This window comes from Caballeronia arvi, assembly GCF_001544695.2.
GTDB lineage: Bacteria > Pseudomonadota > Gammaproteobacteria > Burkholderiales > Burkholderiaceae > Caballeronia > Caballeronia arvi.
In genome coordinates, this window is the sequence record NZ_FCOM02000036.1 from 59,074 (window position 1) to 81,889 (window position 22,816).

23 protein-coding genes and 1 pseudogene are annotated in these 22,816 nt (G+C 58.2%); 15 read left to right on the top strand and 9 right to left on the bottom strand.

Features of this window, described 5'->3' with window-relative positions; all coding sequences use genetic code 11:
- The first annotated feature begins 2 nt into the window (after positions 1 to 2).
- Positions 3 to 1,064 (top strand): lactonase family protein, encoded by a 1,062-nt coding sequence (locus tag AWB74_RS29390; RefSeq protein WP_061150180.1) that lies wholly within the window; start codon positions 3 to 5, stop codon positions 1,062 to 1,064.
- A gap of 27 nt (positions 1,065 to 1,091) precedes the next feature.
- Positions 1,092 to 2,417: an MFS transporter gene (locus tag AWB74_RS29395; protein ID WP_061150156.1), complete on the top strand. Its 1,326-nt coding sequence runs from the start codon at positions 1,092 to 1,094 to the stop codon at positions 2,415 to 2,417.
- 134 nt (positions 2,418 to 2,551) lie between these two features.
- Here AWB74_RS29395 and AWB74_RS29400 read toward each other — a convergent pair whose 3' ends face one another.
- Entirely contained in the window at positions 2,552 to 3,526 is a 975-nt protein-coding gene (locus AWB74_RS29400) for an IS5 family transposase (RefSeq protein WP_061150157.1), read from the bottom strand.
- 165 nt (positions 3,527 to 3,691) lie between these two features.
- On the opposite strand from AWB74_RS29400, the gene AWB74_RS29405 reads away from it, so the two are divergent.
- On the top strand, positions 3,692 to 4,885 hold the full coding sequence (locus AWB74_RS29405) for a porin (protein ID WP_061150158.1): 1,194 nt from the start codon (positions 3,692 to 3,694) through the stop codon (positions 4,883 to 4,885).
- Between the two features lie 117 nt (positions 4,886 to 5,002).
- Positions 5,003 to 5,554 carry an amidase family protein gene (locus tag AWB74_RS29410; RefSeq protein WP_061150159.1) on the top strand — a complete coding sequence of 184 codons (552 nt, stop codon included), beginning with the start codon at positions 5,003 to 5,005 and terminating at the stop codon, positions 5,552 to 5,554.
- A 187-nt stretch (positions 5,555 to 5,741) separates the two neighbouring features.
- On the opposite strand, the gene AWB74_RS29415 is transcribed toward AWB74_RS29410, so the two are convergent.
- From AWB74_RS29415 to AWB74_RS29435, 5 genes are read right to left on the bottom strand one after another with little or no spacing between them, the layout of a single operon-like run.
- Complete coding sequence (locus AWB74_RS29415) at positions 5,742 to 7,364, bottom strand: acyl-CoA synthetase (protein ID WP_061150160.1); 1,623 nt, start codon at positions 7,362 to 7,364, stop codon at positions 5,742 to 5,744.
- A gap of 2 nt (positions 7,365 to 7,366) precedes the next feature.
- A complete protein-coding gene (locus AWB74_RS29420) occupies positions 7,367 to 8,074 on the bottom strand; it encodes an ABC transporter ATP-binding protein (protein WP_061150181.1) in 708 nt (235 codons plus the stop codon).
- Complete coding sequence (locus tag AWB74_RS29425) at positions 8,064 to 9,881, bottom strand: ABC transporter permease subunit (protein ID WP_087039262.1); 1,818 nt, start codon at positions 9,879 to 9,881, stop codon at positions 8,064 to 8,066. The genes AWB74_RS29420 and AWB74_RS29425 overlap by 11 nt, the downstream gene beginning before the upstream one ends.
- Before the next feature lie 14 nt (positions 9,882 to 9,895).
- Positions 9,896 to 10,771, bottom strand: a complete 876-nt coding sequence (locus AWB74_RS29430) for an ABC transporter permease subunit (RefSeq protein ID WP_061150162.1) — start codon at positions 10,769 to 10,771, stop codon at positions 9,896 to 9,898.
- A 26-nt stretch (positions 10,772 to 10,797) separates the two neighbouring features.
- Positions 10,798 to 12,210, bottom strand: a complete 1,413-nt coding sequence (locus AWB74_RS29435) for an urea ABC transporter substrate-binding protein (RefSeq protein ID WP_160110323.1) — start codon at positions 12,208 to 12,210, stop codon at positions 10,798 to 10,800.
- Between the two features lie 239 nt (positions 12,211 to 12,449).
- Between AWB74_RS29435 and nthA the strand changes: the two genes are divergently transcribed.
- The 6 genes from nthA to AWB74_RS29460 all read left to right on the top strand — a co-directional run bounded on the left by nthA (position 12,450) and on the right by AWB74_RS29460 (position 16,962).
- On the top strand, positions 12,450 to 13,070 hold the full coding sequence (gene nthA / locus AWB74_RS29440) for a nitrile hydratase subunit alpha (protein ID WP_061150163.1): 621 nt from the start codon (positions 12,450 to 12,452) through the stop codon (positions 13,068 to 13,070).
- Between the two features lie 10 nt (positions 13,071 to 13,080).
- The gene (locus AWB74_RS48240; protein WP_200822043.1) at positions 13,081 to 13,401 is read left to right on the top strand and encodes an SH3-like domain-containing protein; all 321 of its coding nucleotides are present in this window, start codon (positions 13,081 to 13,083) and stop codon (positions 13,399 to 13,401) included.
- Positions 13,394 to 13,741, top strand: a complete 348-nt coding sequence (locus tag AWB74_RS48245) for an SH3-like domain-containing protein (protein ID WP_200822044.1) — start codon at positions 13,394 to 13,396, stop codon at positions 13,739 to 13,741. The genes AWB74_RS48240 and AWB74_RS48245 overlap by 8 nt, the downstream gene beginning before the upstream one ends.
- Before the next feature lie 2 nt (positions 13,742 to 13,743).
- Positions 13,744 to 14,100 (top strand): nitrile hydratase accessory protein, encoded by a 357-nt coding sequence (locus tag AWB74_RS29450; protein WP_061150164.1) that lies wholly within the window; start codon positions 13,744 to 13,746, stop codon positions 14,098 to 14,100.
- A 36-nt stretch (positions 14,101 to 14,136) separates the two neighbouring features.
- Complete coding sequence (locus tag AWB74_RS29455) at positions 14,137 to 15,150, top strand: CobW family GTP-binding protein (protein ID WP_061150165.1); 1,014 nt, start codon at positions 14,137 to 14,139, stop codon at positions 15,148 to 15,150.
- A gap of 390 nt (positions 15,151 to 15,540) precedes the next feature.
- The gene (locus AWB74_RS29460; RefSeq protein ID WP_061150166.1) at positions 15,541 to 16,962 is read left to right on the top strand and encodes an amidase; all 1,422 of its coding nucleotides are present in this window, start codon (positions 15,541 to 15,543) and stop codon (positions 16,960 to 16,962) included.
- Between the two features lie 55 nt (positions 16,963 to 17,017).
- Here AWB74_RS29460 and AWB74_RS29465 read toward each other — a convergent pair whose 3' ends face one another.
- Positions 17,018 to 17,980: an AraC-like ligand-binding domain-containing protein gene (locus AWB74_RS29465; RefSeq protein WP_061150167.1), complete on the bottom strand. Its 963-nt coding sequence runs from the start codon at positions 17,978 to 17,980 to the stop codon at positions 17,018 to 17,020.
- 389 nt (positions 17,981 to 18,369) lie between these two features.
- Here AWB74_RS29465 and AWB74_RS29470 point away from each other — a divergent pair, with 389 nt between their 5' ends.
- The 5 genes and pseudogenes from AWB74_RS29470 (at position 18,370) to AWB74_RS46995 (ending at position 20,964) form a co-directional block, all read left to right on the top strand.
- Entirely contained in the window at positions 18,370 to 18,579 is a 210-nt protein-coding gene (locus AWB74_RS29470) for a CbtB domain-containing protein (protein ID WP_087039264.1), read from the top strand.
- Between the two features lie 9 nt (positions 18,580 to 18,588).
- On the top strand, positions 18,589 to 19,401 hold the full coding sequence (locus AWB74_RS29475; RefSeq protein WP_061150169.1) for a CbtA family protein: 813 nt from the start codon (positions 18,589 to 18,591) through the stop codon (positions 19,399 to 19,401).
- A gap of 154 nt (positions 19,402 to 19,555) precedes the next feature.
- The gene (locus tag AWB74_RS29480; RefSeq protein WP_087039265.1) at positions 19,556 to 19,792 is read left to right on the top strand and encodes a hypothetical protein; all 237 of its coding nucleotides are present in this window, start codon (positions 19,556 to 19,558) and stop codon (positions 19,790 to 19,792) included.
- A 247-nt stretch (positions 19,793 to 20,039) separates the two neighbouring features.
- Positions 20,040 to 20,573 (top strand): annotated as a pseudogene (locus AWB74_RS29485) (IS110 family transposase); the annotation flags it as partial.
- A complete protein-coding gene (locus AWB74_RS46995; protein WP_200822045.1) occupies positions 20,566 to 20,964 on the top strand; it encodes a hypothetical protein in 399 nt (132 codons plus the stop codon). The pseudogene AWB74_RS29485 and the gene AWB74_RS46995, both read left to right, overlap by 8 nt.
- A gap of 230 nt (positions 20,965 to 21,194) precedes the next feature.
- Here the strand turns inward: AWB74_RS46995 and AWB74_RS29495 are convergent, their stop codons facing one another.
- Both AWB74_RS29495 and AWB74_RS29500 read right to left on the bottom strand, forming a co-directional pair.
- The gene (locus tag AWB74_RS29495) at positions 21,195 to 22,439 is read right to left on the bottom strand and encodes a porin (RefSeq protein WP_235024718.1); all 1,245 of its coding nucleotides are present in this window, start codon (positions 22,437 to 22,439) and stop codon (positions 21,195 to 21,197) included.
- Positions 22,440 to 22,585: 146 nt separating this feature from the next.
- Positions 22,586 to 22,816 (bottom strand): AMP-binding enzyme (locus AWB74_RS29500; RefSeq protein WP_407642482.1); only part of this gene is annotated, 231 nt, incomplete at its 5' end.

Consider the following 22,816-nt stretch of genomic DNA (forward strand, 5'->3'; position numbering starts at 1 on the left):
CCATGTTTGCTTACGTCGGATCGCGGACCACGCGCGAACGCAACGCACGCGGCGACGGCATCAGCGTCTATCGCGTCGATCCCGCAACGGGCGCGCTCACGTTCGTGCAACTCGTGAAGGATCTCGTCAATCCGTCGTTTCTCGCGCTGTCGGCGAATGGCGAGCGCCTCTACACCGTGCACGGCGACCTGAGCGACATCAGCGCGTTCAAGGTCGACAAAGCGACCGGCGAACTGACGTTCCTCAACAAGCAGAGCACCGAAGGCAAGAACCCGGTGCATCTCGCGATCGATCCGACGGGGCGGTATATCGTCGTGTCGAACCATATCGGCGCGAGTCTCGCCGTGTTGCCGATCGCCGCCGATGGCTCGCTGCAACCGCTCACGCAACTCGTCAAGCTGGAAGGGCCGGTCGGTCCGCATCGCGTGGAGCAGAAGCAGGCGAAGCCGCACTTCAATCCGTTCGATCCGACGGGCGCATTCGTCGTCGTGCCCGACAAAGGCCTCGACCGCGTGTTTTCGTTCCGCTTCAAGGACGGGCAACTGACGCCCGCCGCGTCGCCGTTTGTCGTCACGCGCGAGACGGCCGGACCGCGCCATATCGCGTTCCATCCGAAAGGCGCGTATGCGTATGTCGTCAACGAGCTCGATTCGACGGTGACGGCCTATGGCTATGACGCCGCGACGGGCGCGCTCAAGCCGCTGCAGATCGTGTCATCGCTGCCCGACACGTTCACCGGCAACAGCCGCGCATCGGAGATCGAAGTCGACAGGAGCGGGCGCTTCGTCTATGCGTCCAATCGCGGTTACGACAGCATCGCGGTGTATCGCGTCGATCCTTCGACCGGACATTTGAGCTTTGCCGGCGCGACGCAGACTTCCGGCCGCACGCCGCGCTTCATCACGAGCACGCCCGATGGCCGCTTCATGTACGCGTTGAACGAGGACAGCGACAACATCGTCGCGTTTTCGATCGACAGCGCCAGCGGCGCACTCGAGCCCACGGGTTTTTCCATCGCATCGGGCAGCCCCGTTTGCATGGTGTTCTCGACGCATCACGCGTAAAGCCGTCACTTCATCATCGAAGAAATCATGCAAACATCGACACCCATCGACGAACGCGCGCTGGTCCGCAAGATCGCCTGGCGCATCATTCCGTTCGTGTTCATTCTCTACATCATTTCGTATCTGGACCGCGCGAACATCGGCTATGCCGCGCTGCAGATGAACAAGGAGCTCGCGCTTTCGAGCGAGGCGTTCGGCTTCGTGTCGGGCATCTTCTTCATCGGCTACTTCCTCTTCGAAGTGCCCAGCAACGTGATGCTCAACAAGTACGGCGCGCGCGTGTGGATCGCGCGCATCCTGCTCACGTGGGGCGTGGTCGCGGTGATTTCGGCCTTCGTGCAGAACGCGACGCAACTGTATGTGCTGCGCTTTCTGCTGGGCGTCGCGGAAGCGGGCTTCTTTCCCGGCATCATCGTCTATCTGACGTACTGGTTCCGCGCGAAGGAACTCGCGACGACCGTCGCGCTCTTCACTGCGGCGATTCCGGTGTCGTACATCATCGGCGCACCGCTCTCGACGTGGATCATGGACAACGTCCACTGGTTCGGCTGGAGCGGCTGGCGCTGGATGCTCGTGCTCGAAGGCGCGCCCGCGCTGATCGGCGGCGTGCTGTGCTTCCTGTGGCTGACCGACAGGCCGTCCGACGCGAAGTGGCTCAAGCCCGAAGAGCGTGACTGGCTTCTGAACCAACTCGCGAACGATGCGAAGACGCGCCCGGGCGCGAAGCACTTCGGCTCGCTCAAGGCGATGACCAATCCGAAGGTGCTGTATCTGTCGTTCATCTACTTCGTGTATCAGTGCGGCAGTCTCGGCGTCGGCTACTGGATGCCGCAGATCATCAAGGGCTTCTCGAAGACGTTGAGTCACACGCAGGTCGGCCTCATCGCGATGGTGCCGTATCTGTTCGCGACGATCGTCATGGTGATGTGGTCGCGTAGCTCCGATCGCCGCAACGAGCGCCGTCTGCATTCGGCGATTCCGCTCGCGCTCGCGGCGGCCGCGCTGCTCGGCGCCGGGCTGACGACGAACCCGTATGTATCGATCACGATGATCAGCCTGAGCCTCGCGGGACTCTACGCGTTCAAGTCGCCGTTCTGGGCCCTGCCGACGCTGTTCCTCACGCGCTCGACCGCGGCGGTTTCCATTGCCGTGATCAATTCGGTGGGCAATCTCGGCGGCTTCGTCGGTCCGTTCGCGATCGGCTATATCAAGGGCGCGGACGGCAGCGCGACGCATGGCTTGCTGTTTCTGTCGGGTCTGCTCGCCGCTTCGTTCCTGATGACGATCTTCATCCGTCTCGCCGAGCACACGACCGATCAGTCCGCCGCGATGGCGAAGCAAAGGCAATGCTGATCAAGCCTTGTAAACGCGACTGATCGCGATTGAGAAAGCGTAAACGTTCCGAATAACCAATGAAGACGGTCATTCCACTTCCTTTTATCGTGCCGCAGGCGTTCTGCACGGGCTTTTCGCCCGTGTTGCGCCCATTACGGGCGCACCTGTGCCGTAAATCGGCCTCGCGACAGATAAAGGTTCGCCAGCGCGAGCGAAACGAAGGCGCGATTGGCGTTCTTCGCCAGGCCGCGGTAGCGCACCTTCGTGAAACCCCACAACCGTTTGACCACGGCGAACACATGTTCGACGCGGGCGCGAATCTTCGACTTGCTGCGGTTCTTGCGACGCGCCACTTCATCGACGCTGTCCTTGTGGCGCGTGCGCTGATTCGTGAAGTCGCGGGCCTTCGGGGCCTTGCCGTGGATCAGCGCTTTTTGGCTCGCATACGCGCTGTCGCCATAGACCCGCTGCTCCTGGCCATGCAGCAACTGTGGCAGCGGATGTTTGTCATGCACATTTGCGGCCGTCACGACCGCGCTGTGCGCCAGCCCGCTCTGACTGTCGACCCCGATATGCAGCTTCATGCCGAAATACCACTGTTGGCCCTTGCGCGTCTGATGCATTTCGGGGTCCCGCGCCTTCTCCTTGTTCTTCGTCGACGAGGGGGCGCCGATGAGCGTAGCATCCACAATCGTGCCACTCTTGAGCTTTGCTCCGCGCGCCTGCAACACCCGACCCACCTCGGCGAAGATTCGCTTGCCCAGCTTGTGCTCTTCTAGCAGGTGCCGGAATTTGAGCAGCGTCGTGGCGTCAGGAACGATTTCGCTGCCGAGGTCAATGCCCACAAAACGGCGCAGGCTGAGGCTGTCGTACAGCGCCTCTTCGCACGCAAGGTCGGCAAGGTTGAACCAGTGCTGCACAAAATGAATTCGCAACATGCGCTCCAGCGCGATCGGCGGGCGACCATTGCCGCGTTTCGGGTAATACGGCTCGACCACTACGCACAGTTCAGCCCACGGCACGAGCCTGTTCATCTCATCGAGAAACGCCTCGCGTCGCGTAGGTTTGCGCTGCGCTCCGAATCCCGCGCATTGATCGACCGCTATCGCCAGTGTCAGTTGCTTCATCGATTTTGCTTTTATCGTCGCATGTCTACGCTATAACGCATGACAGTCATGAGTGGTGGACTTGATCAGCATTGCCCAAAGTCACTGAAGCACACATAAGTCCATGGTCATATCGGAGGAGAATTCAGCGTGAACAAGAAGTCGCTCGTACCCGTAGTAGTACTGATGTCATTGTCTTGCCTGTCGCATGCGCAAAGCAACGTGACGCTGTACGGCATCATCGATAGCGGTCTCAACTATACGAACAACGTGCAGACGGCGCGGACCGCGTCGGGCCTCGCCGGCGGTCATCAGATCGCGATGATCGAAGGCGGCTCGGCAGGTCTTCAGGGCAGCCGATGGGGCCTGCGCGGCACCGAAGATCTCGGCGGCGGACTGAAAGCGCTTTTCGTGCTCGAAAGCGGGTTCTACAGCAACAATGGCTTTCTGAACCAGGGCGGCGCGGAGTTCGGGCGGCAGGCGTATGTCGGCCTGAGTCATGCGATCGGCACGGTCACGCTCGGCCGTCAGTACGATCCGGTCGTCGACATGTACGGTCCGTTTCTCGCGGCGCCGCAATGGGGCGGCTATATGGCCTCGCATCCGAGCGATCTGGACAACGCGCTCAACTCGCGCCGCATCAACAATTCGATCAAATACCGCAGCGCGAACTATCGCGGCCTGACCGTCGAAGCGATGATGAATCTCGGCGGTACGGCGGGCTCGTTCTCGAACAACTGGATCTGGGGCGCGGGCGCGGGATACGCGGCGGGGCCGTTTTCGATCGGCGCGGGCTATCTGAACATCCGCAACCCGAACACGTCGTTCTTCGGCGCGAATCCGAACGCGGGTCCGGCGACGACCAACAATCTCGGCAGCTTCGGCAGTCCGACGAGCCCGGAGAGCAACCCGGTCTTCGCGGGATACGCGTCGGCGAAGATGCTGGAAATCGTGGGTGTCGGGGCGGGCGTGAGCATCGGATCGGCCAATGTGAACTTCGCGTATTCGAACACGCGTTTCGAGGACATGGGTTCGTCGTCCGGTCCGAACACCTTGCGATACGCCGGCACCGCCGCGTTCAATAACTTCGAAGTCAACGCGAAGTATCAGTTCACGCCGTCGCTGCTCGCGGGCGTTGCGTACGACTACACGCGAAACGGCGGTGCGGGCGGCAGAGGCGGCGCGAACTATAACCTCTTCAGCGCGGGCGTCGATTATTTCCTTTCGAAGCGCACCGACGTGTACACGGTCGCGGTCTACGAGAAGGCGAGCGGCACCGATTCGCTCGGGCAAAGCGCTGTCGCGCAAATCACTGGGCTCACGCCATCCACGACCGACAAGCAGGTGTCGCTGCGCATCGGCATGCGGCACAAGTTCTAATCGAATTGCCGCCAACGCTTTCTACTCGAGTAAGGTCTCGTCGAGGCCTTGCTCATAACGACCGTTTGTACTTGGCCAGTTCGCCAATCGAAGCGGTCTCAGTCCCGGATCGGACGAGTGAAGCAAGGGGGCGCGGACCTTGGTGCTCAGATTGTGGAGATTGAAGTTCCAAGTCCACTCGAAGTCATCGCTGATTGGTTCCCGCTTTGTGGTGTTGAGTGTGCTGTTGCCCACGAGGCGACCTACCCCGCAAGAAAATCAGAATACGGTCCGGCCCTGGCCGATCTGATTGAGACTGGAATGAAGGTAACCGGTCTTATATATCAAAAAATTCAACTCCGACGGCTCGCTTACAAGGGCCGACTCGAAGCGATGTTCCAAAGGGTCGACCTGCTTCTCACGCCCGTAGGCGGCACAGCAGATACGACTGCTGCCAGGATGCTCAGGTTCGGCGAGGAGCCAGAGCTTATCTCATCAATGCTGCGCTACACGTGCCCGTTCGACATGAGCGGCAGCCCGACCATAACGATGCCAGCCGGGTTCAACGCGGCAGGTGCACCCATGGCGATCCAGCTCGTTGGCAGGCACTTCGACGAACAGTTGCTAGTTCAAGTTGGGGACGCTTATCAGCAGGCTACTGCATGGCACAAGGCGCATCCGGTGCTTTGAGCGTGGCGAACACACGTTATCCCCACTCGCTGGTCAAGCTTTTCGACTCGCGTGTCGCGCGGTAGGTGGTTGGCTCGTTCCTGTGGACCACCATCGCCAGGGACATGATGACCTGGCCGGAACAGGCCGAACGAAAGGTGCGTTCGGCCCCGCGAGAAGCGACAGACTTCCGCCTGGGCCGTGATCTTTAACGGCGACGCAGTTCCCGACGAATAATCTTACCCGTCGATGTCATCGGCAGCTCGTCGATGTAATCGATGATTCGTGGATACTCATGCGCGGCCAGTCGTGTGCGGACGTGATTCTGTAATTCCTTCGTCAATGTGTCGGATGCCTCAAATCCCTCTGCAAGAACCACATACGCCTTTACCACCTCTGTGCGCAGCGCGTCTGGCACACCCACGACTGCTACAAGGCGGACGGCCGGATGTCCGAGAAGACAATCCTCGATAGGTCCAGGGCCGATACGATAACCTGCGCTAGTAATCACGTCGTCGTTGCGGCCAACGTAGTGGATGAAACCTTCCTCGTCCATGCGGCCTAGATCGCCACTTAGCAGGAAATCGGCTGCGAATTTCTCCTGCGTCGCAGTAGGGTTGTTCCAATAGTGCAGAAACATGACGGGGTCCGGGGAGCGAATGCCGATGTTGCCGACTACATTTGCCGCGACGACGACCCCTTGGTCATTTACCACACGAACGTCGTGCCCCGGCACTGCCCGACCAATTGCGCCGGGGCGAGCCGGGAACCAGTCACTGCAGGATGAGACGACCATGTTGCATTCCGTTTGACCATAAAATTCGTTGATGGTCACTCCAAGCTCGTCCTTGCCCCAAGTCAACAACTCGATTCCCAGCGATTCTCCGCCGCTCGCAACCGAGCGCAAACGCAAGGGCCAACGCTCGCGCGGAGACTTCTGGGTGCGGAGCATTTTAAGCGCAGTTGGTGGCAAAAATACGTTGGTCACGCCATGTCTGCTCATCAGGTCGAAGGCAGAGGCAGCGTCGAACTTGTCAAAACGACGCGAGATGACCGGCACGCCGTGGTGTAGAGCTGGAAGCAAGACATCGAGTAGTCCTCCAATCCAAGCCCAATCGGCCGGCGTCCAGAATACGTCACCTTGTTCAATACGCCCGCCGTGGGACATCTCGACGCCGGGAAGATGGCCCAGCAAAACGCGATGCGCATGCAGCGCTCCCTTGGGCTTCCCCGTAGTACCGGACGTGTAAATGATTACGGCTGGGTCGTTGGCGCTCGTCTGAACGGGTTCGAACGTGTCAGGTTGCGAATCTAGCACATCGTCGAAGGCGTCTGTACCATCGACGATGCCGTCCTCCGAGTCCGTGACGAGGACGCACTTGAGTGCCGGAAGAGCGTGCCTGATGCTGGCGACCTTCCGTGCGCCCTCTTTATCCGTGACAAGCACGCTGGCTCCACTGTCCCTGAGACGGTATTCCAGCGCATCCTGGCCAAACAAAGCGAACAGTGGGACCGACACCGCACCCGCCTTAAATGCTCCGATGTGCGCATAGGCGGTTTCGGGCGACTGCGCGAGAAGCACGGCAACACGACTGCCTTTTGTGACGCCCCGCGCTTGGAAGCAATTTGCCGCTTGATTGCTTCTGCTTCGTAACTTGCCGAAGGAAATGCGAGTCACCTCGCCACTCCTATGTTCATGGACCAAGGCTATACCGTCGGGCCGTTCGGCTGCCCACTTATCGCATACGTCTACTCCGACGTTGTAGTGCTCGGGAATATCCCAGCGGAAGTGCTCAATGTTGGATTCGTAGCTGGTGTCTCCGTGCAACATAATCAAACTCCTAGGTACTGTCTTTGCAGGTTGGCGTCACTGACTATCTGTTCCGGGTCGCACTCGAAGACAACGCGACCCTTGTCGACGAGCCGGCAATGTGCGCCCATGCGGGCCACAAACTCGAGATTTTGCTCGACTACCATGACCGCAATGTTGTCGCGCTGATTTATCCGTCGAACTGTGGAAGCTATCTGGTCCACGATGGACGGCTGAATGCCTTCGGACGGTTCGTCCAGTAGAAGTAGAGACGGTCGTGTGATGAGGGCCCGCGCCAAGGCGAGAATCTGCTGTTGACCTCCGCTTAAAGAGTCACCGCGTTCGTCTGCCTTCTCTTTGAGCATCGGAAACTCGATGTAGAGTTCGTCGATTGCCTCCTGCCAGTCCTTGCGCTTCGTCCCGAAGGCCGCGGCCTTTAGATTGTCCTGTACTGACAATGACGGAAAGATGTCGCGACCTTGTGGAACGTAGGCGATTCCGCGTAGTGCACGCTTATGCATTGGCGTACCGCGCAATGAACTACCGTCAAACAAAATGTCTCCGTCTTGCATCGAGATCGCGCCGGCGATCGCGCGAAGAAGGGTCGTCTTGCCGACACCGTTTCGGCCCAAGATGGAAACCATCTGGCCTCGTTCCAGATTGAGGTCGAGACCGTGCAAGACAGGCGTTTGACCATAGCCGGCGCGGAGATTCTTCAATTCAAGCAGCATGCTGGTGCCCCTGTCGACCAAGATAAATATCGAGGATACGCTCGTCCTGACGAAGCTCGTCTAACGACCCGGAGGCGAAGACATGTCCTTGATGGAACACGGTGACTGGAACGTCGAGTGCTCTGACGAATTCCATATCGTGTTCAACGACGATGACCGAAACGCTCTGTCCAAGTAGTCGAATCATCGCAGCCATTCGAGCCGTCTCGTCTCTTGTCATACCGGCTGTCGGCTCGTCCAGCAAGATCACCGAGGGTTCAGCGGCAATGACCATCCCGATCTCAAGCCATTGTTTCTGCCCGTGCGACAGAGCCGCTGCAACGTCTTCCGCTCTATCTGCGAGTCCAAGCCAGTCCAACATCTCCGCGGAGCGCATATCAGCCGCCGATTTGTTTCGGCTGCGGCCGTAGGCTGCGAGCCACAGGTTCTCGCGCACGGACAACTCGGTGAAAATGCTTGCTACCTGCAGCTTAATTCCGAGGCCGCTCCTCACGCGTTCGTGCGCCTTCATCCGCGTTATGAGTCGTCCGTCGAGCTCGATTGCCCCTTTATTTGGGGGAAAGCGCCCGACGAGAAGGTTGAAGAAGGTACTCTTGCCAGCACCATTTGGCCCAATCAGACAGTGAACACCCTTTTGAGAGAACTTGACGCTGGCCTTTCGAACCGCCCGAACACCTCCGAACCGCTTTTCCAGACCGGTGGCGGTGAGCGCGGCGCCACTCGATGCACTGCGAAACGGCAGTTCGGTTTGTCGCTGCTCCCTGGTCGCAGACGTAGAGGCTACGGGGGCTTCGCCTGCTGTCGACCTGCGTTTCGACAATGCAAGCCTCGTTATGGAAGGAACGATTCCAGACGGCAGGAAGAGAACTATCGCGATAAGTACGACACCGAGGACGATAGGTGTTGCGTCTCCGGCACCCCCGCCGAGTGTGAACGAAAGCGACTGTATAAGCAAAGTCCCAACGAACGCCCCTAAGAAGGATACGCGGCCGCCGACGAGAACCCAGATGACAACCTGCGCCGCGAGGGCAAGTCCGAAAACTACGGGGCTTATAAACATCGCCCATGCTGCGTAGAAAGCCCCCGCTATGCCCGCAATGCCGCCACCGATCGAAAACACGACCAGCTTCCTGAGTCGAACATCGAATGCGAGAAGTTGCGTGCGCAACTCATTTTCCCTAAGGGCGGTAAGGACCCGGCCGAAAGGCCGGTGCAGAAGGATGTATAAACCCGCAACTATCAGTGCAGATAAGAGGACGACAAGAGAGTATGACTGGACAACGCTCAGCGGCGTCCCGGACTCACCTCCCGGGAGCGTGATCGGCGGGACACCCGAGATGCCATTATAGCCACCGAGTTGCGCATCACCGAGATGATACTTGGGGTCTGCAGTACTCGACAGAACCGTGAAGAGAACGAGGGTCATCGCCAACGTGATGATGCCTACGTACACATCGCCGACGTTTCCATAGAAGATGAAGTATCCCACCAATGCCGCTAGCGCTGCGGCTGCAATGGCGGCTACTAGGACCGAGGAAATCGTCTCGTTGGTCGTCGGCAGAAAGTTGATGGCGGCAATGCTATAAGCGTATGCGCCTATTCCGAAGAAGGCGCCCTGCCCGAAGCTGAAGATACCGCCGTGGCCCCATACCAACGTGAGGCTGATTGCGAGGAGGCCATACAGCACCCAATTGGTTGCCTGCAGAGTTGCGAACTCGGGCATAACAAAGCCAAGCCCGATAGCGACCATTGCAACGACGGCGCAGCCGATTAAGCGAGGGTTCAAACCACCGTGTGAAGGTGTCATAGTCAACTTCTCTCTCAGAGTTTGCGACGAAGGCGACCCGAAATCCCGGTCGGTAATACGCGGACTAGACAGATGGCAAGGACCAGGAGAGCCGCCTGTCCGAAAAACGGCGTCGACAAGTAAGAGACGACATTCTCCACACCACCAAGCAGTGCAGATGCAGCAGCCGCGCCGGTGAGTACGCCGGGGCCTCCCACAACCACTGTCATGAAGGCGCGAGCGATGTACGCCTCACCCATCGTGGGCATGACGCCGACCATAGGTGCGAGTAGAGCACCTGCTGCGCCGGCAAGTCCCGCGCCAAACATGAAAGTGAGTGAATTGATGCGCCTCGGGTCAATGCCAACGGCCGAGGCCATTTGCGGTCTCTGCACCGCCGCTCGCGCCATTACCCCGTACTTTGTCCGTGTGAAGACCGCATATACAAAGGCGAGAAGCGCTAGCGCCGAAACGATCAGCAGTATGGAATAGACCGAAACGGAATACCCCCCGACGTGAAGACTGCCGGCGGGAGTTGAGATCCCCTGTGTCGTTGCGCCGAACACGTAAACTGCCACCTGCGACATGATGAGACTAAGCCCCCAGGTTGCCAGCATGCTATCCATCAAGCGCCCGTACAAAAACCGAATGAGCGCCCGTTCGACAACCCAACCGAAAGCGGCGACGGCGAACGCCGAGACCAACATAGCGAGTGGTAACGGCAGCCCAGCCTTAACGCTGGCGAGGGTCCCATACGCACCGAACATAAGGAACTCGCCGTGAGCAAGGTTAATGATTCCCATCATGCCAAATAGAACTGACAGCCCGAGGGAGACCAACACAAGAATTGCGATGCTCAGTCCGATGGACACCGCCATATTGATGAACCAACCGATCGTCGTGGCTTCCATGTCTGCTACTCCGTAACAAGCCGTCTTCAGTTCGCTTTTGCAGAGGGTGTGAACTGCTTAGCGGTGTTAGGTTTCGCTACGAGGTCACAGACACTGCGCTCGAAGCTCGGCGCGACTGACTTTTCTTCGCTAATAATGGCGAAACCATGCTTGTCGTCCGCACGCGCAATATGCACGTTCTGTACGACATGGTGGGTGGTTGGGTCTATCGAGACCTTGCCGCCGGGACCTTCGAAGCTGATGCCACTTTCCAGGGCTTTGATAACCTTGTCACGGTCAGTACTACCGGCTTTTTCAACGCCCAATGCCCACAGATGCCAACCGTTCCAAACTGTGGCTGCGCTGTCTGTGATGTAGGGATAGTTAGAACCGTAGGTTTTCGACCATTCTTCGCGGAACTTCTTGTTTGCGTCGGATGGATCCTCTTGAACATACGGAAACGCGACTACGATTCCATTCGCCTCTTTGGGGCCCAGTACGACTTGCTCGTTGCCAAGCCCAAACGTCGCCGAGGCAATCTGCATGCGGCTCGAAAGACCGGCGGACGCAAACTGCCGGTAAAAGGCGATGTGGTTGCCGCCAACCAAGAGAGAGAAGACAACGTCCGGCTTGGCTTCTTGAAGCTTCGAGATAACGGACCCGAACTCGCTCACATCCAGCGGTATGAACTCCGCCCCAACAACCGTTCCGCCGGCCTTGGTAACGTACTGTTTGACCCAGTCGGTTGATATGTGACCGTAGTTGTAATCTGCAGCAAGAACGTAAAATTTCTTTTTCCCACTTTTGATTGCCCAGTCAACGAGCGGCGGGATCTGCTGCGAAGGAACAACACCCGTGAGGAAGACGTTCTTGTCGCAAACTCCGCCTTCATACTGTTCGTTATAGAAGTAGAGCGTCTTGTTGCGGTCCGCTACTGGCCGTATGGCTTCTCGGGAAGCACTTGTGATGCCGCCCATGATGACAGCTGCGCGATCCCGCAGTGCCAGCTGGTTTGAGTAGCTGGTGTACTTCGCATTGTCCGACTGGGCATCATAGGTCACAAGCTTGAGCGGCCGTCCCAATACGCCGCCCGCGTCGTTGATGGATTTGATCGCGAGCTTTGTTGCATCGGCCATGGCTTTGCCATAAACGTTCAAAGCCCCCGTCTCATCGAGGACGCTTCCGACTACGATCGGCTCTTTTTCAGCAGCTTGTATCTGGAAAGATATTGCGGCGCAACAAATGGCGAACCATTGAGAAGCTCGATTCATGAAGTCTCCACGAGATGATTGTTTCGAAAGAGCAGGGCCCTGATCGAAGAAGAGTGATTGAGACGAGACGGGCTGGGCCGTTGTGAACATACGCTCGGTCGTTTCGAGGCCTGCGACAGCGCCGAGTACCACCAGCGGCGCGTCTTTCTTACGGTCGCCTCGTACATGCCGGATGTCGTATCGAAACATTACCAGCCTGCAATTTCCCTGCGCTTGCACGCCGCAGACAACCGCATAGTCCTGGTATGCCACCTAGGGTCATTACTGATGCTCAGTCCTGTTTGACCGCGTCGGCCCTCGCGCGCAACATCTGCTTGCTGCCTGTCCTTTCCAGACAATCAGCGCGTCTCTGGTAGTCAAGCCAGCTTTATGGCGCTTAGTACCATTACAAAACGGCGCTGCACATCAACTCATTTTGAAGGACTTTCATGGACCCGAACTCGAATATTCCCGGCCCGGGCTCTGACGCCGCCCTGCGGGTCAGAGCCATCGAAGAAATTCTTACGGAGAAAGGCATTATCGACGCCAAAGCTGTCGATGTTCTCGTTGACATGTTTGAGCACAAGATTGGGCCGCGTAATGGTGCAAGGGTCGTCGCGAAAGCTTGGGTGGACGCGGACTACAAAAAGCGTTTGCTTGTCGATGCTACGTCAGCCATTGCGGAACTCGGCTTCTCCGGCCTGCAGGGCGAAAGCATGGTCGTAGTCGAGAACACCGACAAGGTTCACAACGTCATTGTGTGCACATTGTGCTCCTGCTACCCGTGGCCAACGCTCGGCCTTCCACCGGTTTGGTACAAGTCGGCCGCGTACAGGGCTAGGGCAATCAGTGACCCGCGAGGTGTCTTGAAAGAGTTCGGCACTGAGATTCCCGCGGATGTTGAAGTCCGAGTATGGGACACGACCGCGGAACTTCGATACCTCGTTCTTCCCCAGCGGCCCTCCGGTACCGATGGCATGAGCGAGGATGAGCTTGCGGAACTTGTCTCCCGGGACTCAATGATTGGCGTTACTAAAGCGCTCGAACCGGCCACTGGCCACGAAAATTGAGGACATCTCCATGAACAGCATCGCGGACATCGGTGGCATGGAAGGTTTCGGCCCGATAAACCCCGAGCAGAACGAGCCAGTCTTCCACGAGGAGTGGGAGCGGCGCTGCTTCGGTATGTTTCTCACGTCAGCTGCAGCTATCGGCTACGGCGTAGATGAATTTCGGCACGGAATGGAGAGTCTGCCACCAATTCACTATCTCTCGGCCTCGTACTACGAGCATTGGCTGGGCGCGTATGAACAAATCTTTGCTGAACGCGGTGTCATATCGCCCGACGAATTGGAGCAGCGTGTCGCGGCATTAAAGGGTGAGGAACAGGCAAATGCTTAAACCCGACCAGATTCCAGCCGCAGTCGCGGCAGGTGGCGTATATCGAAATGATGCGAACGTTGCCCCCTCGTTTTCGGTAGGTGACCGGGTGCGGGTGAAGAACCACCAGCCGAGCGGTCACACCCGGCTGCCTGGCTACGTGCGACTGAAGGAAGGCACGATCGCCATCGACCACGGCGTATTCGTCTACCCGGATACGATGGCTCATGGGAACGGGGAGACTCCGCAGCACGTCTACACCGTGCATTTTGACGCGACCGAAGTATGGGGGGACAAGGGTGTCGCCGGAGACACTGTTCGCGTCGACCTCTTTGATGCCTACCTGGAGCGCTGCGAGTAACCATGGCACTCTTGACCGAGCAGGTTTCCCTTCTCCGTGAGCGTCCGGTGCCGTTTTGTGCCGACGGCGATATGGTCTTCAAAGAGCCGTGGGAAGCTAAGGCCTTCGCGATTGTCGTCACACTGTCGCAAGAGGGACGGTTCACTTGGTCAGAGTGGGTCGATTGCTTTTCTTCACACGTTGAACGTGCGACAACTGCAGAGGCTGAAGGCAGGGCTGCGAAGACGTATTACGAGCAGTGGTTGGATGCAATGGAAGAACTGCTCGTGCGGAAGGGAGTAACGTCGTCCGAGCAACTTTATGCCAAGCGCCTCTCGGCATTCAAGCCATCGGTCGCCCATACGGTAACAAAGAAGTGAGCAGCACAGCCTCAATGAGCTGACCGGAGTTGAAAAGTGGACGCTACAGAACGAATTGAATCGAAAGTCCCGGTGACTATTCTCACCGGCTTCCTTGGCGCGGGCAAGACGACCCTGCTCCGGAACATTCTCACAGAGCGCCATGACGAAAGAATTGCTGTAATCGAAAACGAATTTGGTGAGACAAGCGTCGACGCGGAACTTCTCTTCGAAGACCGTCAGGAACAGGTTATCGAGCTCAACAACGGCTGCATTTGCTGTAAGGTGCGTGGCGACCTTGTCCGCATGCTGTCTGACCTCCATGACCGGCGTGCTGCCGACAAGCTCCACTTCAATCGCGTGATTATCGAGACAACCGGGCTGGCGGACCCAGCGCCCGTCGCCCAGACCTTTTTCGTTGAAGAAGACGTATCCCGGCACTACATCCTTGATGCGATAGTCACGATTGTCGATGCTGTGCACGCCGACGCACAGCTGGACGCGCATCACGAGGCTGTCGAGCAGGTAGCTTTCGCAGACCGCGTGCTGGTGAGCAAGGCAGACCTGGTTGCACCTCAGTCTGTCGACGCTCTGAAAGCACGTATACGGCAAATCAATGCTCGTGCGCCGATCGCTCTTGTCAATTTGGGTCGCACGAACGTTCAAGGTCTTTTAGATATCGCCGGCTTTTCGCTGAAGTCGGTACTCGAGGTGGAACCCGATTTCCTTAGCGACGTCGCTCACGAGCACGATGATGACATTGGATCTTTCGTCTTTACGTCGCGGCAACCGTTCGATCCCGCGAGAATCACCAACTTCTTGCAAGAGATGATCCAAACGCACGGGGCGGATTTGATGCGTTACAAGGGCGTCCTATCTTATGCCGGCTTCGAACGGAAGGTCGTCCTGCAGGGCGTACATATGGTCATGCACTCCGACGTGGGGCAACCCTGGTCAGGAGAAGAACGAGTGTCGAACATTGTTTTCATTGGCCGGCGGCTTCGTGAGCCTGATATCAGACGGGCGCTCGAAGCATGTCTCATTCAAGCATCTGTACCGGCGACGGTCTAAACATAAGGTACAGGCCGGTGGTCGACAGACGCTCAGAGCTCCCGCGCATATCCTTGTGCGCGGCATTAGACCCCACCAAATCATGACTCTTTTGTTCATCGCAATGGCAGGCAAGGACAAGCTCATGGGAAGCCGGCGAGTTACGCTACAAACGTCTTTATGAAGGGAGAGAGATAATGCGCAATTCGAGTGTCGAGCAGCTAGTTGTTACCACAGCTGAACACTCAAATCTGCCGCTCGAAGAAGGTCGGGTGGCAGTCATCAGTGAAATCTTGGCAGTGTGGTTGAAAGACGCAAACGCTCTCTCAGCGAAGATGAGCGCGCCAGAGTTTGCGCATGTTTCACCCATCACAGGGTTCCTACAGACCGCAGTTCACGGCGAGGTGTCGCATGAGCAGTGAGCTGGCTAGACTGTCGATTGCTGAAGCCGCGAAGCTTATCCGCAAGGGAGAAGTCAGTCCGACCGAGTTGCTGAATGCATCGCTCGCCGAAATCGCGCGTCATAACGATATGCTCCGTGCCTTCATATCGATCACAGAAGAATCAGCGAGAAAGGCCGCAGCCGCTGCGGAGCTGATGCTCTCCGCGGGCTATGACCTCGGCCCCCTGCACGGTGTCCCGCTTGGAATTAAAGACAATGTGGGAATCCAAGGACAGCGGACAACCGCCGGGAGTAAAGTCTTGGCCGATTGGCTCCCCGAGAAAGACGCGACCGTAATCGCGAAACTGAAGCAGGCCGGGTCGGTTTTTATCGGCAAAACCAACATGCATGAGTTCGCGTGGGGGGGGACGTCAGCCAACCCTCACTATGGACATGTGCGAAACCCGTGGGACACCAGCAAGTTCCCCGCGGGTTCAAGCGGCGGTTCCGGGGCTGCGGTGGCTGCGGGTCTCTGTTTTGGAGCGCTTGGCACAGATACAGGTGGTTCTATCAGGTTACCGGCAGCAATCAACGGAGTCGTCGGGCTGCGGCCCACTTACGGAAGGGTGAGCAACGCCGGAATCGTCCCGCTTGCGTGGAGCATGGATACCGCCGGTCCAATGACTCGAACGGTGGAAGACTGCGCATTGATGTTCAACGCAATTGCGGGCCCCGACCCCACGGACCCCGCGACGTCACCGTATGCCGTCGACGACTATGTCGCCAGACTTACCTCGGGCGTAAGGGGTCTTCGGATTGGAGTAGTTCCGCGATACTTTTTCTCGCATCTGCAAGCAGACGTCAAGCAAGCGGTTGAGCAGGCTTTGCACACGTTCGAGAGCTTGGGGGCTCAACTCGTCGAGGTTGATATCAAGCATATTGATGGAAACATCTCGGCGCAACTCACGATAGAGTCCGCAGAGCCGAGCACGTACCATCAGAAGGCTTTGCGGGAGAGGCCGGGTGACTATGGAGATGACGTGCGTGCGCTCTTGGAAGTCGGCGAAATGCTGTTGGCCACTCACTACCTACAGGCGCAACGTTACCGGTCCGTGCTTCGCGCAGAGTTCGTTGAGGCGTTCAAGCAGGTCGATGTGTTCGTCTGTCCTACGTTGCCATTCACCGCGACGGCCTTGGGCGCAACGAAGGTCGTCATCGAGAACGGTGTCGAAGAGGACATGCTCTCCGCGATCATGCAGTTCACCGGGGTGCCGAGCTTGACGGGGCTTCCTTCGCTGAACGTGCCCTGTGGATTCGATTCGGGAGGGCTACCGGTCGGCATGCAGATAATTGGAGCGCCCTTCTCAGAGTCAAAGCTTTTCTCGGTGGGGCATGCGTTCCAGACGGCAACTACTTTCCATACGAGACGTCCTAGCCTATGTTCGCAATAGCGAACACGCCGCACCTTAGAAGGATGCGGCGTGTTGTTGTGCGAACGCTGAAGTGTCAGCGGTCGTTTAGGGCTACAGTCTCTTGGTTTCGGAGTAGGACGCTCTGTGGCGTAACGCCGTAACTCTTCTTGAAGGTGCGGCTAAAGTGAGAAACGTCACAAAATCCGAAGGTCATCGCTGCTTCAGTGACGTTCTTAACGGACCCCTCTCGCAGCGCGCAGTAGCTGGCCTCCAATCGCTTCTGCCAGATTGACTTCATTGGAGTGGTGGCCTGTCCGGCAAACGCACGTGCCAGTGTGCGAGTTGAGACGTGCATTGCCGAAGCGATATGATCCACGTCGAGACCAGCACGCTCTATATTGTCCTCGATGAACGCAAGGGCCTTACGATATAGCGAGACCTGTGCGGAGGTAACCGGTTCTTCACCCGAATGGATGTCGATGATTGCGCTAACGAGGTCAAGTATCGCGCCAGCAATCCGAGATTCGGCAGGCGTCGACTGTAACAGCTCCTTCGACTCGCATGCTTCCTTGATCATGGCACCGAGGACCGCCCGAAAGCCCGTGCCAGGGCCCAGCGACGTAGCAACGACGTTTTCAGCACTGGGGGTGCGTCGAAGAAGCAAGTCGCGCGGAATCTTAACGATGAAGAAAGAATCCGGAGAAATCGTGTAACTGAACGGTCGAGCCGCGTCATAAAGCAACACGTCACCCGGGTTCTGAACGACGCGCCGGCCGTTCTGTTCCAGATAACCGACGCCGCTCTCGAGGAAAGACAGCCAGAGATTGTGCTCGGGACCGGAACGAATATTGGTGAAATCCCTAACCCATTGATGCTCCGGCCCGATCATCTTTGCGACGTCTAATGCACCAATGGAGCGCCCAACGATTTCAGCGTCAAACTTTGCCCTAAATTGGGTGTCACTGGTCGCCGGTATGCAATGACTGCACACGACATCCCGCCAGTAGTCAAAACGCTCGGGGCCGGCCACCTCGGCAGTAGAAAATAAGTATTGCATCGTGGCTCCGATAGTTGCGTTCCAGAAAAAGCTCAGCCTTGCTGAAAATTAGTCGCAGAGCGCCGCGTGCGCAATCGGGGTTTGCGCTCGGCGATCCGCCTCTCGTATCACCGCGCACCCGTGATCATTTCATCGACTACATAAAGCACCAAAGCTCCGCTCGCAATTATCCAAAAAGCCTTGCGGCACTGTGAGGCGGTAACGCGCCCGTGCGCAGTCGGTTGACTGTCGGCGCTAGTCTAATCAGATGGCACGCAGAAACATGTCGGCCACGTGTCTCCGGCTTATTATTGGCTATCGTCCAAAGCCCCGGCAAAAGAGCTGATCATTGAGTAGGTCAACGACGGCCCATTCGCTGGATCGACAGTAACAATGGAAGGGAGGTCAGCATGAGCGAAGCAGTTATCGATGCCGGTAGTCGTCCGACCGCAATACCTCTGAATGAGCTGTTGCCATGGGCCATCTTTGGCGGACTCATATGCCTGATTGCGATATATTTCGTCGGCGCCGAACAAGGTGCGACGGCGATTTTCTCGGGCACCTACGTCCACGAGTTCGTTCACGATGGTCGCCATTTACTTGGCTTTCCGTGTCACTGAGGTGCTGAAATGGCGGGCAGACTGTTATTGCGAGGCATGATCGCCGGTGTCATCGCTGGCTTGATTACTTTCGGCTTTGCCCGATTTGTCGGAGAGCCGCTAGTCGCCAGTGCAATTGCCATCGAGGAGAGCGTGGATGCGCATGACCACGGTTCAGGCGAAGAGGCACGATCTCATCAAGGCGCGATGCAGACCCACGCGCACTTGCACGAGCATCACCATGAGCAAGCTGCGTCTAACAATGTGGTGAGTCGCGAGACGCAAAGTGGCATTGGTTTGCTGACAGCACTGGTCGTCTTCGGAGCAGCAGTAGGCGGGTTGTTTTCGTTGGTTTGCGCCGTTGCATATGGACGCGTCGGAGGAATCGACGGGACGGCGCTGTCACTGCTCTTGGCGTTCGCCGGCTTCGTGTGCTTCTCGCTTGTTCCGGGGCTCAAGTATCCCGCAAATCCACCCGCAGTCGGGAGCCCCGAGACAATCGGCGCGCGCACGGCATGGTTCTTTATTGCTATCGCTGTATCAATTGCACTTGTTGTTGTGGCGGTACGCGGTTTCGGAGCGTGGCGCATCAAGCTGGGGGCCACGAAAGCAGGCATTCTGTCCGTCGGCCTCTATGCGGCTTTCGCGGCAGTTCTTTTCTCCTCCATGCCTGCAATCGATGAAGTGACGGAGAACTTCCCTGCAACGCTCCTTTGGAACTTTCGTCTAACCGCTATCGGGCTGCAACTGATCATGTGGGTAACTCTTGGCCTGGTGTTCAGCTTGCTGTTGCATCGCGCGGGCCTGGGGTGGCGGCCGGGCAAGAAAGGGCTCGCGTCCTGACGTCCCGCGAGTCGTCTACCTAGCGGCCTCATGTGTCTAACTCGTGGCAGTGATATCGTTGCTTTGTAGCCCATCGACTAACTCTGGGCGCGTCGATGACTTGCTAGCTTGGCGACTCGTCTGACGCGACAAAGGAGCGTGGAGAGGGATATGTATGAACCTCGTAGAAAGTTCGCTGAAAAACGATTCGATGCTTGCTTCAGTTCTTGTGACGCGCGAAGAGAGAGAATTGCTCTCTCGCGGTCTGGAGGCGTTGCTGCGGGAGCGGTCGACTGCGTTCCAGATTGCAAGCGCAGTAGCCCGAGCCGGCGGACAACGCGAACTAACCGTCCAGGATTTCAACCTTCCCGATATCCTCCGACTGTGTCGGTCTCTTGAGCAGAGCGATTGACCAACGGTCGCGTTTGTGGCCTCTGGCCGACAAACAAAGCAGCTTTTAGACAGTCGTCTTCAAAGGGTGCGCGGACGCGGTCCTTCAACGCCGCTCTCAATATTCCATTTACGGCGGCATGCGGCGGTGGAACGAGCTTTACTTTGATTCGGCGTCACGGCGACGGCGCTTTACACGAAGTTCCACAATAAGGATTCCATAGGAGCACGGGAGAACCGGCGAAAGCAGTCGAATTTTGCGAAGATTTATGCGGCATTTATCGTTAGCTCAATTGCGAGTCGCGGGTGTGTCCGCGCCAGAGCACCATGAAGTGCAGAGCTTTTGCAGTACTAGCAAGGGATTGCTGGCACTGTCGGACTGGTTGGCCGGTCATGGCTGTTCTCACGTTGCCATGGAAGCCACAGGCGTCTACTGGAAGCCAGTGTGGCACGTTCTCGAGGGCTCCTTCGAACTCGTGCTCGGCAACGCTGCACATATCCGGAATGTTCCCGGGCGTAAAACCGATGTGAATGACGCGATGTGGATCGCAGACCTGCTGGCACATGGGCTGATCCGCTCCAGCTTCGTTCCTCCCGCCGCGATCCAGGAATTGCGCGATCTGACACGCACACGCAAACAGCTGACGCGCGAGATTGCCCAGCATTGTTTGCGTATCCAGAAGGTGCTCGAGGATGCGAATCTCAAACTCGGCAGTGTCCTTGCTGACGTACTCGGCGCTAGCGGGCGCGCGATCCTGAAGGTCATCATCTCTGGCGAGAACGATCCGGTGCTGCTTGCGGCACTTGCGCAAGGTCACGCACGCCGAGGTGTGGGAGTACCCCGATGGACGCGTGCAGCTTCGGGCAGCGGAACGCCTGTTGCCTTATCGCGAATACGATCGGCTCACCGAAGTGGATCAAGGGGCGATCGTCGAGCACAAGCGCCTGAGTCACGCGCTGGAACTCGCGGAGATGATGCAGGCACAGCGCGATGATCGATCTATTTCCGGCTCGCCCTCGCGCACCAATCGAGGCGTCAAGGTGCGTTCGCCCAAACGCGTGCCCGGCACCAAGGAGTCGCGCGAATTCACGCGCGACGATCTCGAACAAATGATTGGACAGTTGAGCCAGCAGCACGCCGCGGCAGCCGAATCCGGCACGAAAGCGAATCATCGGTCAGGCAAGGCCCGCTGAATGGGCACCCGCGCCCTGCCCGTTCACACTGAATTCTGCAACGCTGCGTGAGCTTCAACCCGAAGAACAGATGCGACATCTGTATTTAGCCGGTGCTGCGACATTTCAATCTGGCTTTGACATAATAGGTAGTCCTATTATAATTCCGCTGCAAAACGGAACAGCGAGGGACCAGCACCGAGCGGCGCTAGGTGGCCGCGGGGCTGGCGTGCTGCCGAGAAAATAGGTGTTTAGAACCGGTGCCGCAGACCAAACCGTACGGCCAGTTGATGATTGTTTGCCGAAGCAGTCTGCCCGGATATCGATGCGACCGCAGGCTGATTCAAAGAGTCGGTTCCGGATGCGTGCTGATACACGACGATCGAATATATGTCGGTGCGCTTGGAGAGCAGATAGTCGGCGCCGAGCGAGCCCTGCTGGTAGATCGCACCGTCGCGACCGACGGCGCCGCCGTTGTGCGCGTAGCTGTAGGCCGTGCCCATCAGCAGGGCCGGCGAGAGCTGCCACCTGAGATTGAGCTCGCCGACATTGAACGTCGCCGTGCCCGAGTAGCCAAACGGGTTCGGCCCCGACGTGCCGGTATCGCCGAGGCCGCGGAACTGGACGTTCGAATACGTGGCGCCGAGCGTGATCGACCCGAGCCGCCAAGCCGCTCCTGCGGCGGCGATTTGCAGCGTGCTCGCCGACGCATAGCCCGCGTACGCGGGATTCGACTCCGGCGAAGTCGCGCCGCCGAGGGACCCCGTGTTCATGGAGGTGACACTCGTGCCCGCCGATGGATTGCTGCCGTAGAACGACAGGTTCGGATTGCGTGCATTCAGATATGCGGCTCCGAACGCGAAGGGGCCGTTGGCGTAACCGAGTCCCGCCGACCAGATCTGCTGGCGCCCGACGCTGCCCGCCACTCCGCCGAAGCTGTACATCGCGCCGAGGGAGAGTCCGCGATAGTCCGGGCTCGTGTATTTGATCGCGTTATTGATGCGGCGCGTGTGCAGGAAGTTGTCGACATCGCTCGCATGACCGCTGATGTAGCCCGCCCACTGTGTGCTCGCGGCGAGCGTGCCGACCCTGGTGGCGATGAAATCGTACTGTCGCCCCGCGGTCAACGTGCCGTAGGAAGAGGCGAGACCCACATAGGCCTGGCGGCCCATCTCGGCGCCGCCTTGCCCAAGTGCGCCGTTGTTGATCGTGAAGCCGCCTTCCAGTCGGAACACCGTGCGCCAGCCGCCGCCCAGTTCCTCTGAGCCGAGCAGCCCCCAGCGGCTGCCATTCTGCCCGCCCGTGGAGCCGTCTTCGAGCGAATATTTCGATGCTCCCTCGAGCTTGCCGCCTTGACGGCCGGTCTGTGCGTTACTCAGATAATTGACGCCTGCATCGAGCAGACCGTAGAGCGTCACGGTGCCCTGCGCAAAAACCGGTGTGCACGCGAGCGCAGATAGCGCGCACACGCCGCTCATGAGAATGCCTGACCTCATCGTTTTTTTGGCTCCGGTTTATGAACGAACTGACTTGTGTGATACGAGTTACGGATCAACGAGACTCATCGATTTTCGATTCGGAAGCGGGCCGCGCTTGCGTTCAAGCAAGTTCGAATGCGGCCCTAGGAGCGCCCAGAGATCCCTTACGCGACTCTTCTGCGCTGACCCTGCCAGTAGCGCTCCTTGACGTCCTTGCGAGCGAGCTTGCCGTTGCCGTTCTTCGGCAGTTCCGCGACGAATTCGACCGAGCGCGGTTTCTTGAAGTCGGCAACGAGGCCTTGGCAGTGGCGGATCAGATCGTCCGCGCTCGCGTGGCATCCGTCTCGCAGGACGACGACGGCCTTGATCGCTTCGCCCCAGGTTTCGTCGGGCAC

What these genes read in the sequence shown, in the direction of transcription:
- AWB74_RS29480 (WP_087039265.1), top strand. Translation starts at nt 19,556, where the DNA reads ATGAACCTCGTAGAAAGTTCGCTGAAAAACGATTCGATGCTTGCTTCA.
- AWB74_RS29475 (WP_061150169.1), top strand. Translation starts at nt 18,589, where the DNA reads ATGGCGGGCAGACTGTTATTGCGAGGCATGATCGCCGGTGTCATCGCT.
- AWB74_RS29435 (WP_160110323.1), bottom strand. Translation starts at nt 12,210, where the DNA reads ATGTTTCGATACGACATCCGGCATGTACGAGGCGACCGTAAGAAAGAC.
- AWB74_RS29495 (WP_235024718.1), bottom strand. Translation starts at nt 22,439, where the DNA reads ATGAGGTCAGGCATTCTCATGAGCGGCGTGTGCGCGCTATCTGCGCTC.
- AWB74_RS29460 (WP_061150166.1), top strand. Translation starts at nt 15,541, where the DNA reads ATGAGCAGTGAGCTGGCTAGACTGTCGATTGCTGAAGCCGCGAAGCTT.
- AWB74_RS29465 (WP_061150167.1), bottom strand. Translation starts at nt 17,980, where the DNA reads ATGCAATACTTATTTTCTACTGCCGAGGTGGCCGGCCCCGAGCGTTTT.
- AWB74_RS29470 (WP_087039264.1), top strand. Translation starts at nt 18,370, where the DNA reads ATGAGCGAAGCAGTTATCGATGCCGGTAGTCGTCCGACCGCAATACCT.
- AWB74_RS48245 (WP_200822044.1), top strand. Translation starts at nt 13,394, where the DNA reads ATGCTTAAACCCGACCAGATTCCAGCCGCAGTCGCGGCAGGTGGCGTA.
- nthA (WP_061150163.1), top strand. Translation starts at nt 12,450, where the DNA reads ATGGACCCGAACTCGAATATTCCCGGCCCGGGCTCTGACGCCGCCCTG.
- AWB74_RS29390 (WP_061150180.1), top strand. Translation starts at nt 3, where the DNA reads ATGTTTGCTTACGTCGGATCGCGGACCACGCGCGAACGCAACGCACGC.
- AWB74_RS29415 (WP_061150160.1), bottom strand. Translation starts at nt 7,364, where the DNA reads ATGTTGCACGGAGACACCAGCTACGAATCCAACATTGAGCACTTCCGC.
- AWB74_RS29425 (WP_087039262.1), bottom strand. Translation starts at nt 9,881, where the DNA reads ATGACACCTTCACACGGTGGTTTGAACCCTCGCTTAATCGGCTGCGCC.
- AWB74_RS29420 (WP_061150181.1), bottom strand. Translation starts at nt 8,074, where the DNA reads ATGCTGCTTGAATTGAAGAATCTCCGCGCCGGCTATGGTCAAACGCCT.
- AWB74_RS29395 (WP_061150156.1), top strand. Translation starts at nt 1,092, where the DNA reads ATGCAAACATCGACACCCATCGACGAACGCGCGCTGGTCCGCAAGATC.
- AWB74_RS29400 (WP_061150157.1), bottom strand. Translation starts at nt 3,526, where the DNA reads ATGAAGCAACTGACACTGGCGATAGCGGTCGATCAATGCGCGGGATTC.
- AWB74_RS48240 (WP_200822043.1), top strand. Translation starts at nt 13,081, where the DNA reads ATGAACAGCATCGCGGACATCGGTGGCATGGAAGGTTTCGGCCCGATA.
- AWB74_RS29405 (WP_061150158.1), top strand. Translation starts at nt 3,692, where the DNA reads ATGTCATTGTCTTGCCTGTCGCATGCGCAAAGCAACGTGACGCTGTAC.
- AWB74_RS29430 (WP_061150162.1), bottom strand. Translation starts at nt 10,771, where the DNA reads ATGGAAGCCACGACGATCGGTTGGTTCATCAATATGGCGGTGTCCATC.
- AWB74_RS29450 (WP_061150164.1), top strand. Translation starts at nt 13,744, where the DNA reads ATGGCACTCTTGACCGAGCAGGTTTCCCTTCTCCGTGAGCGTCCGGTG.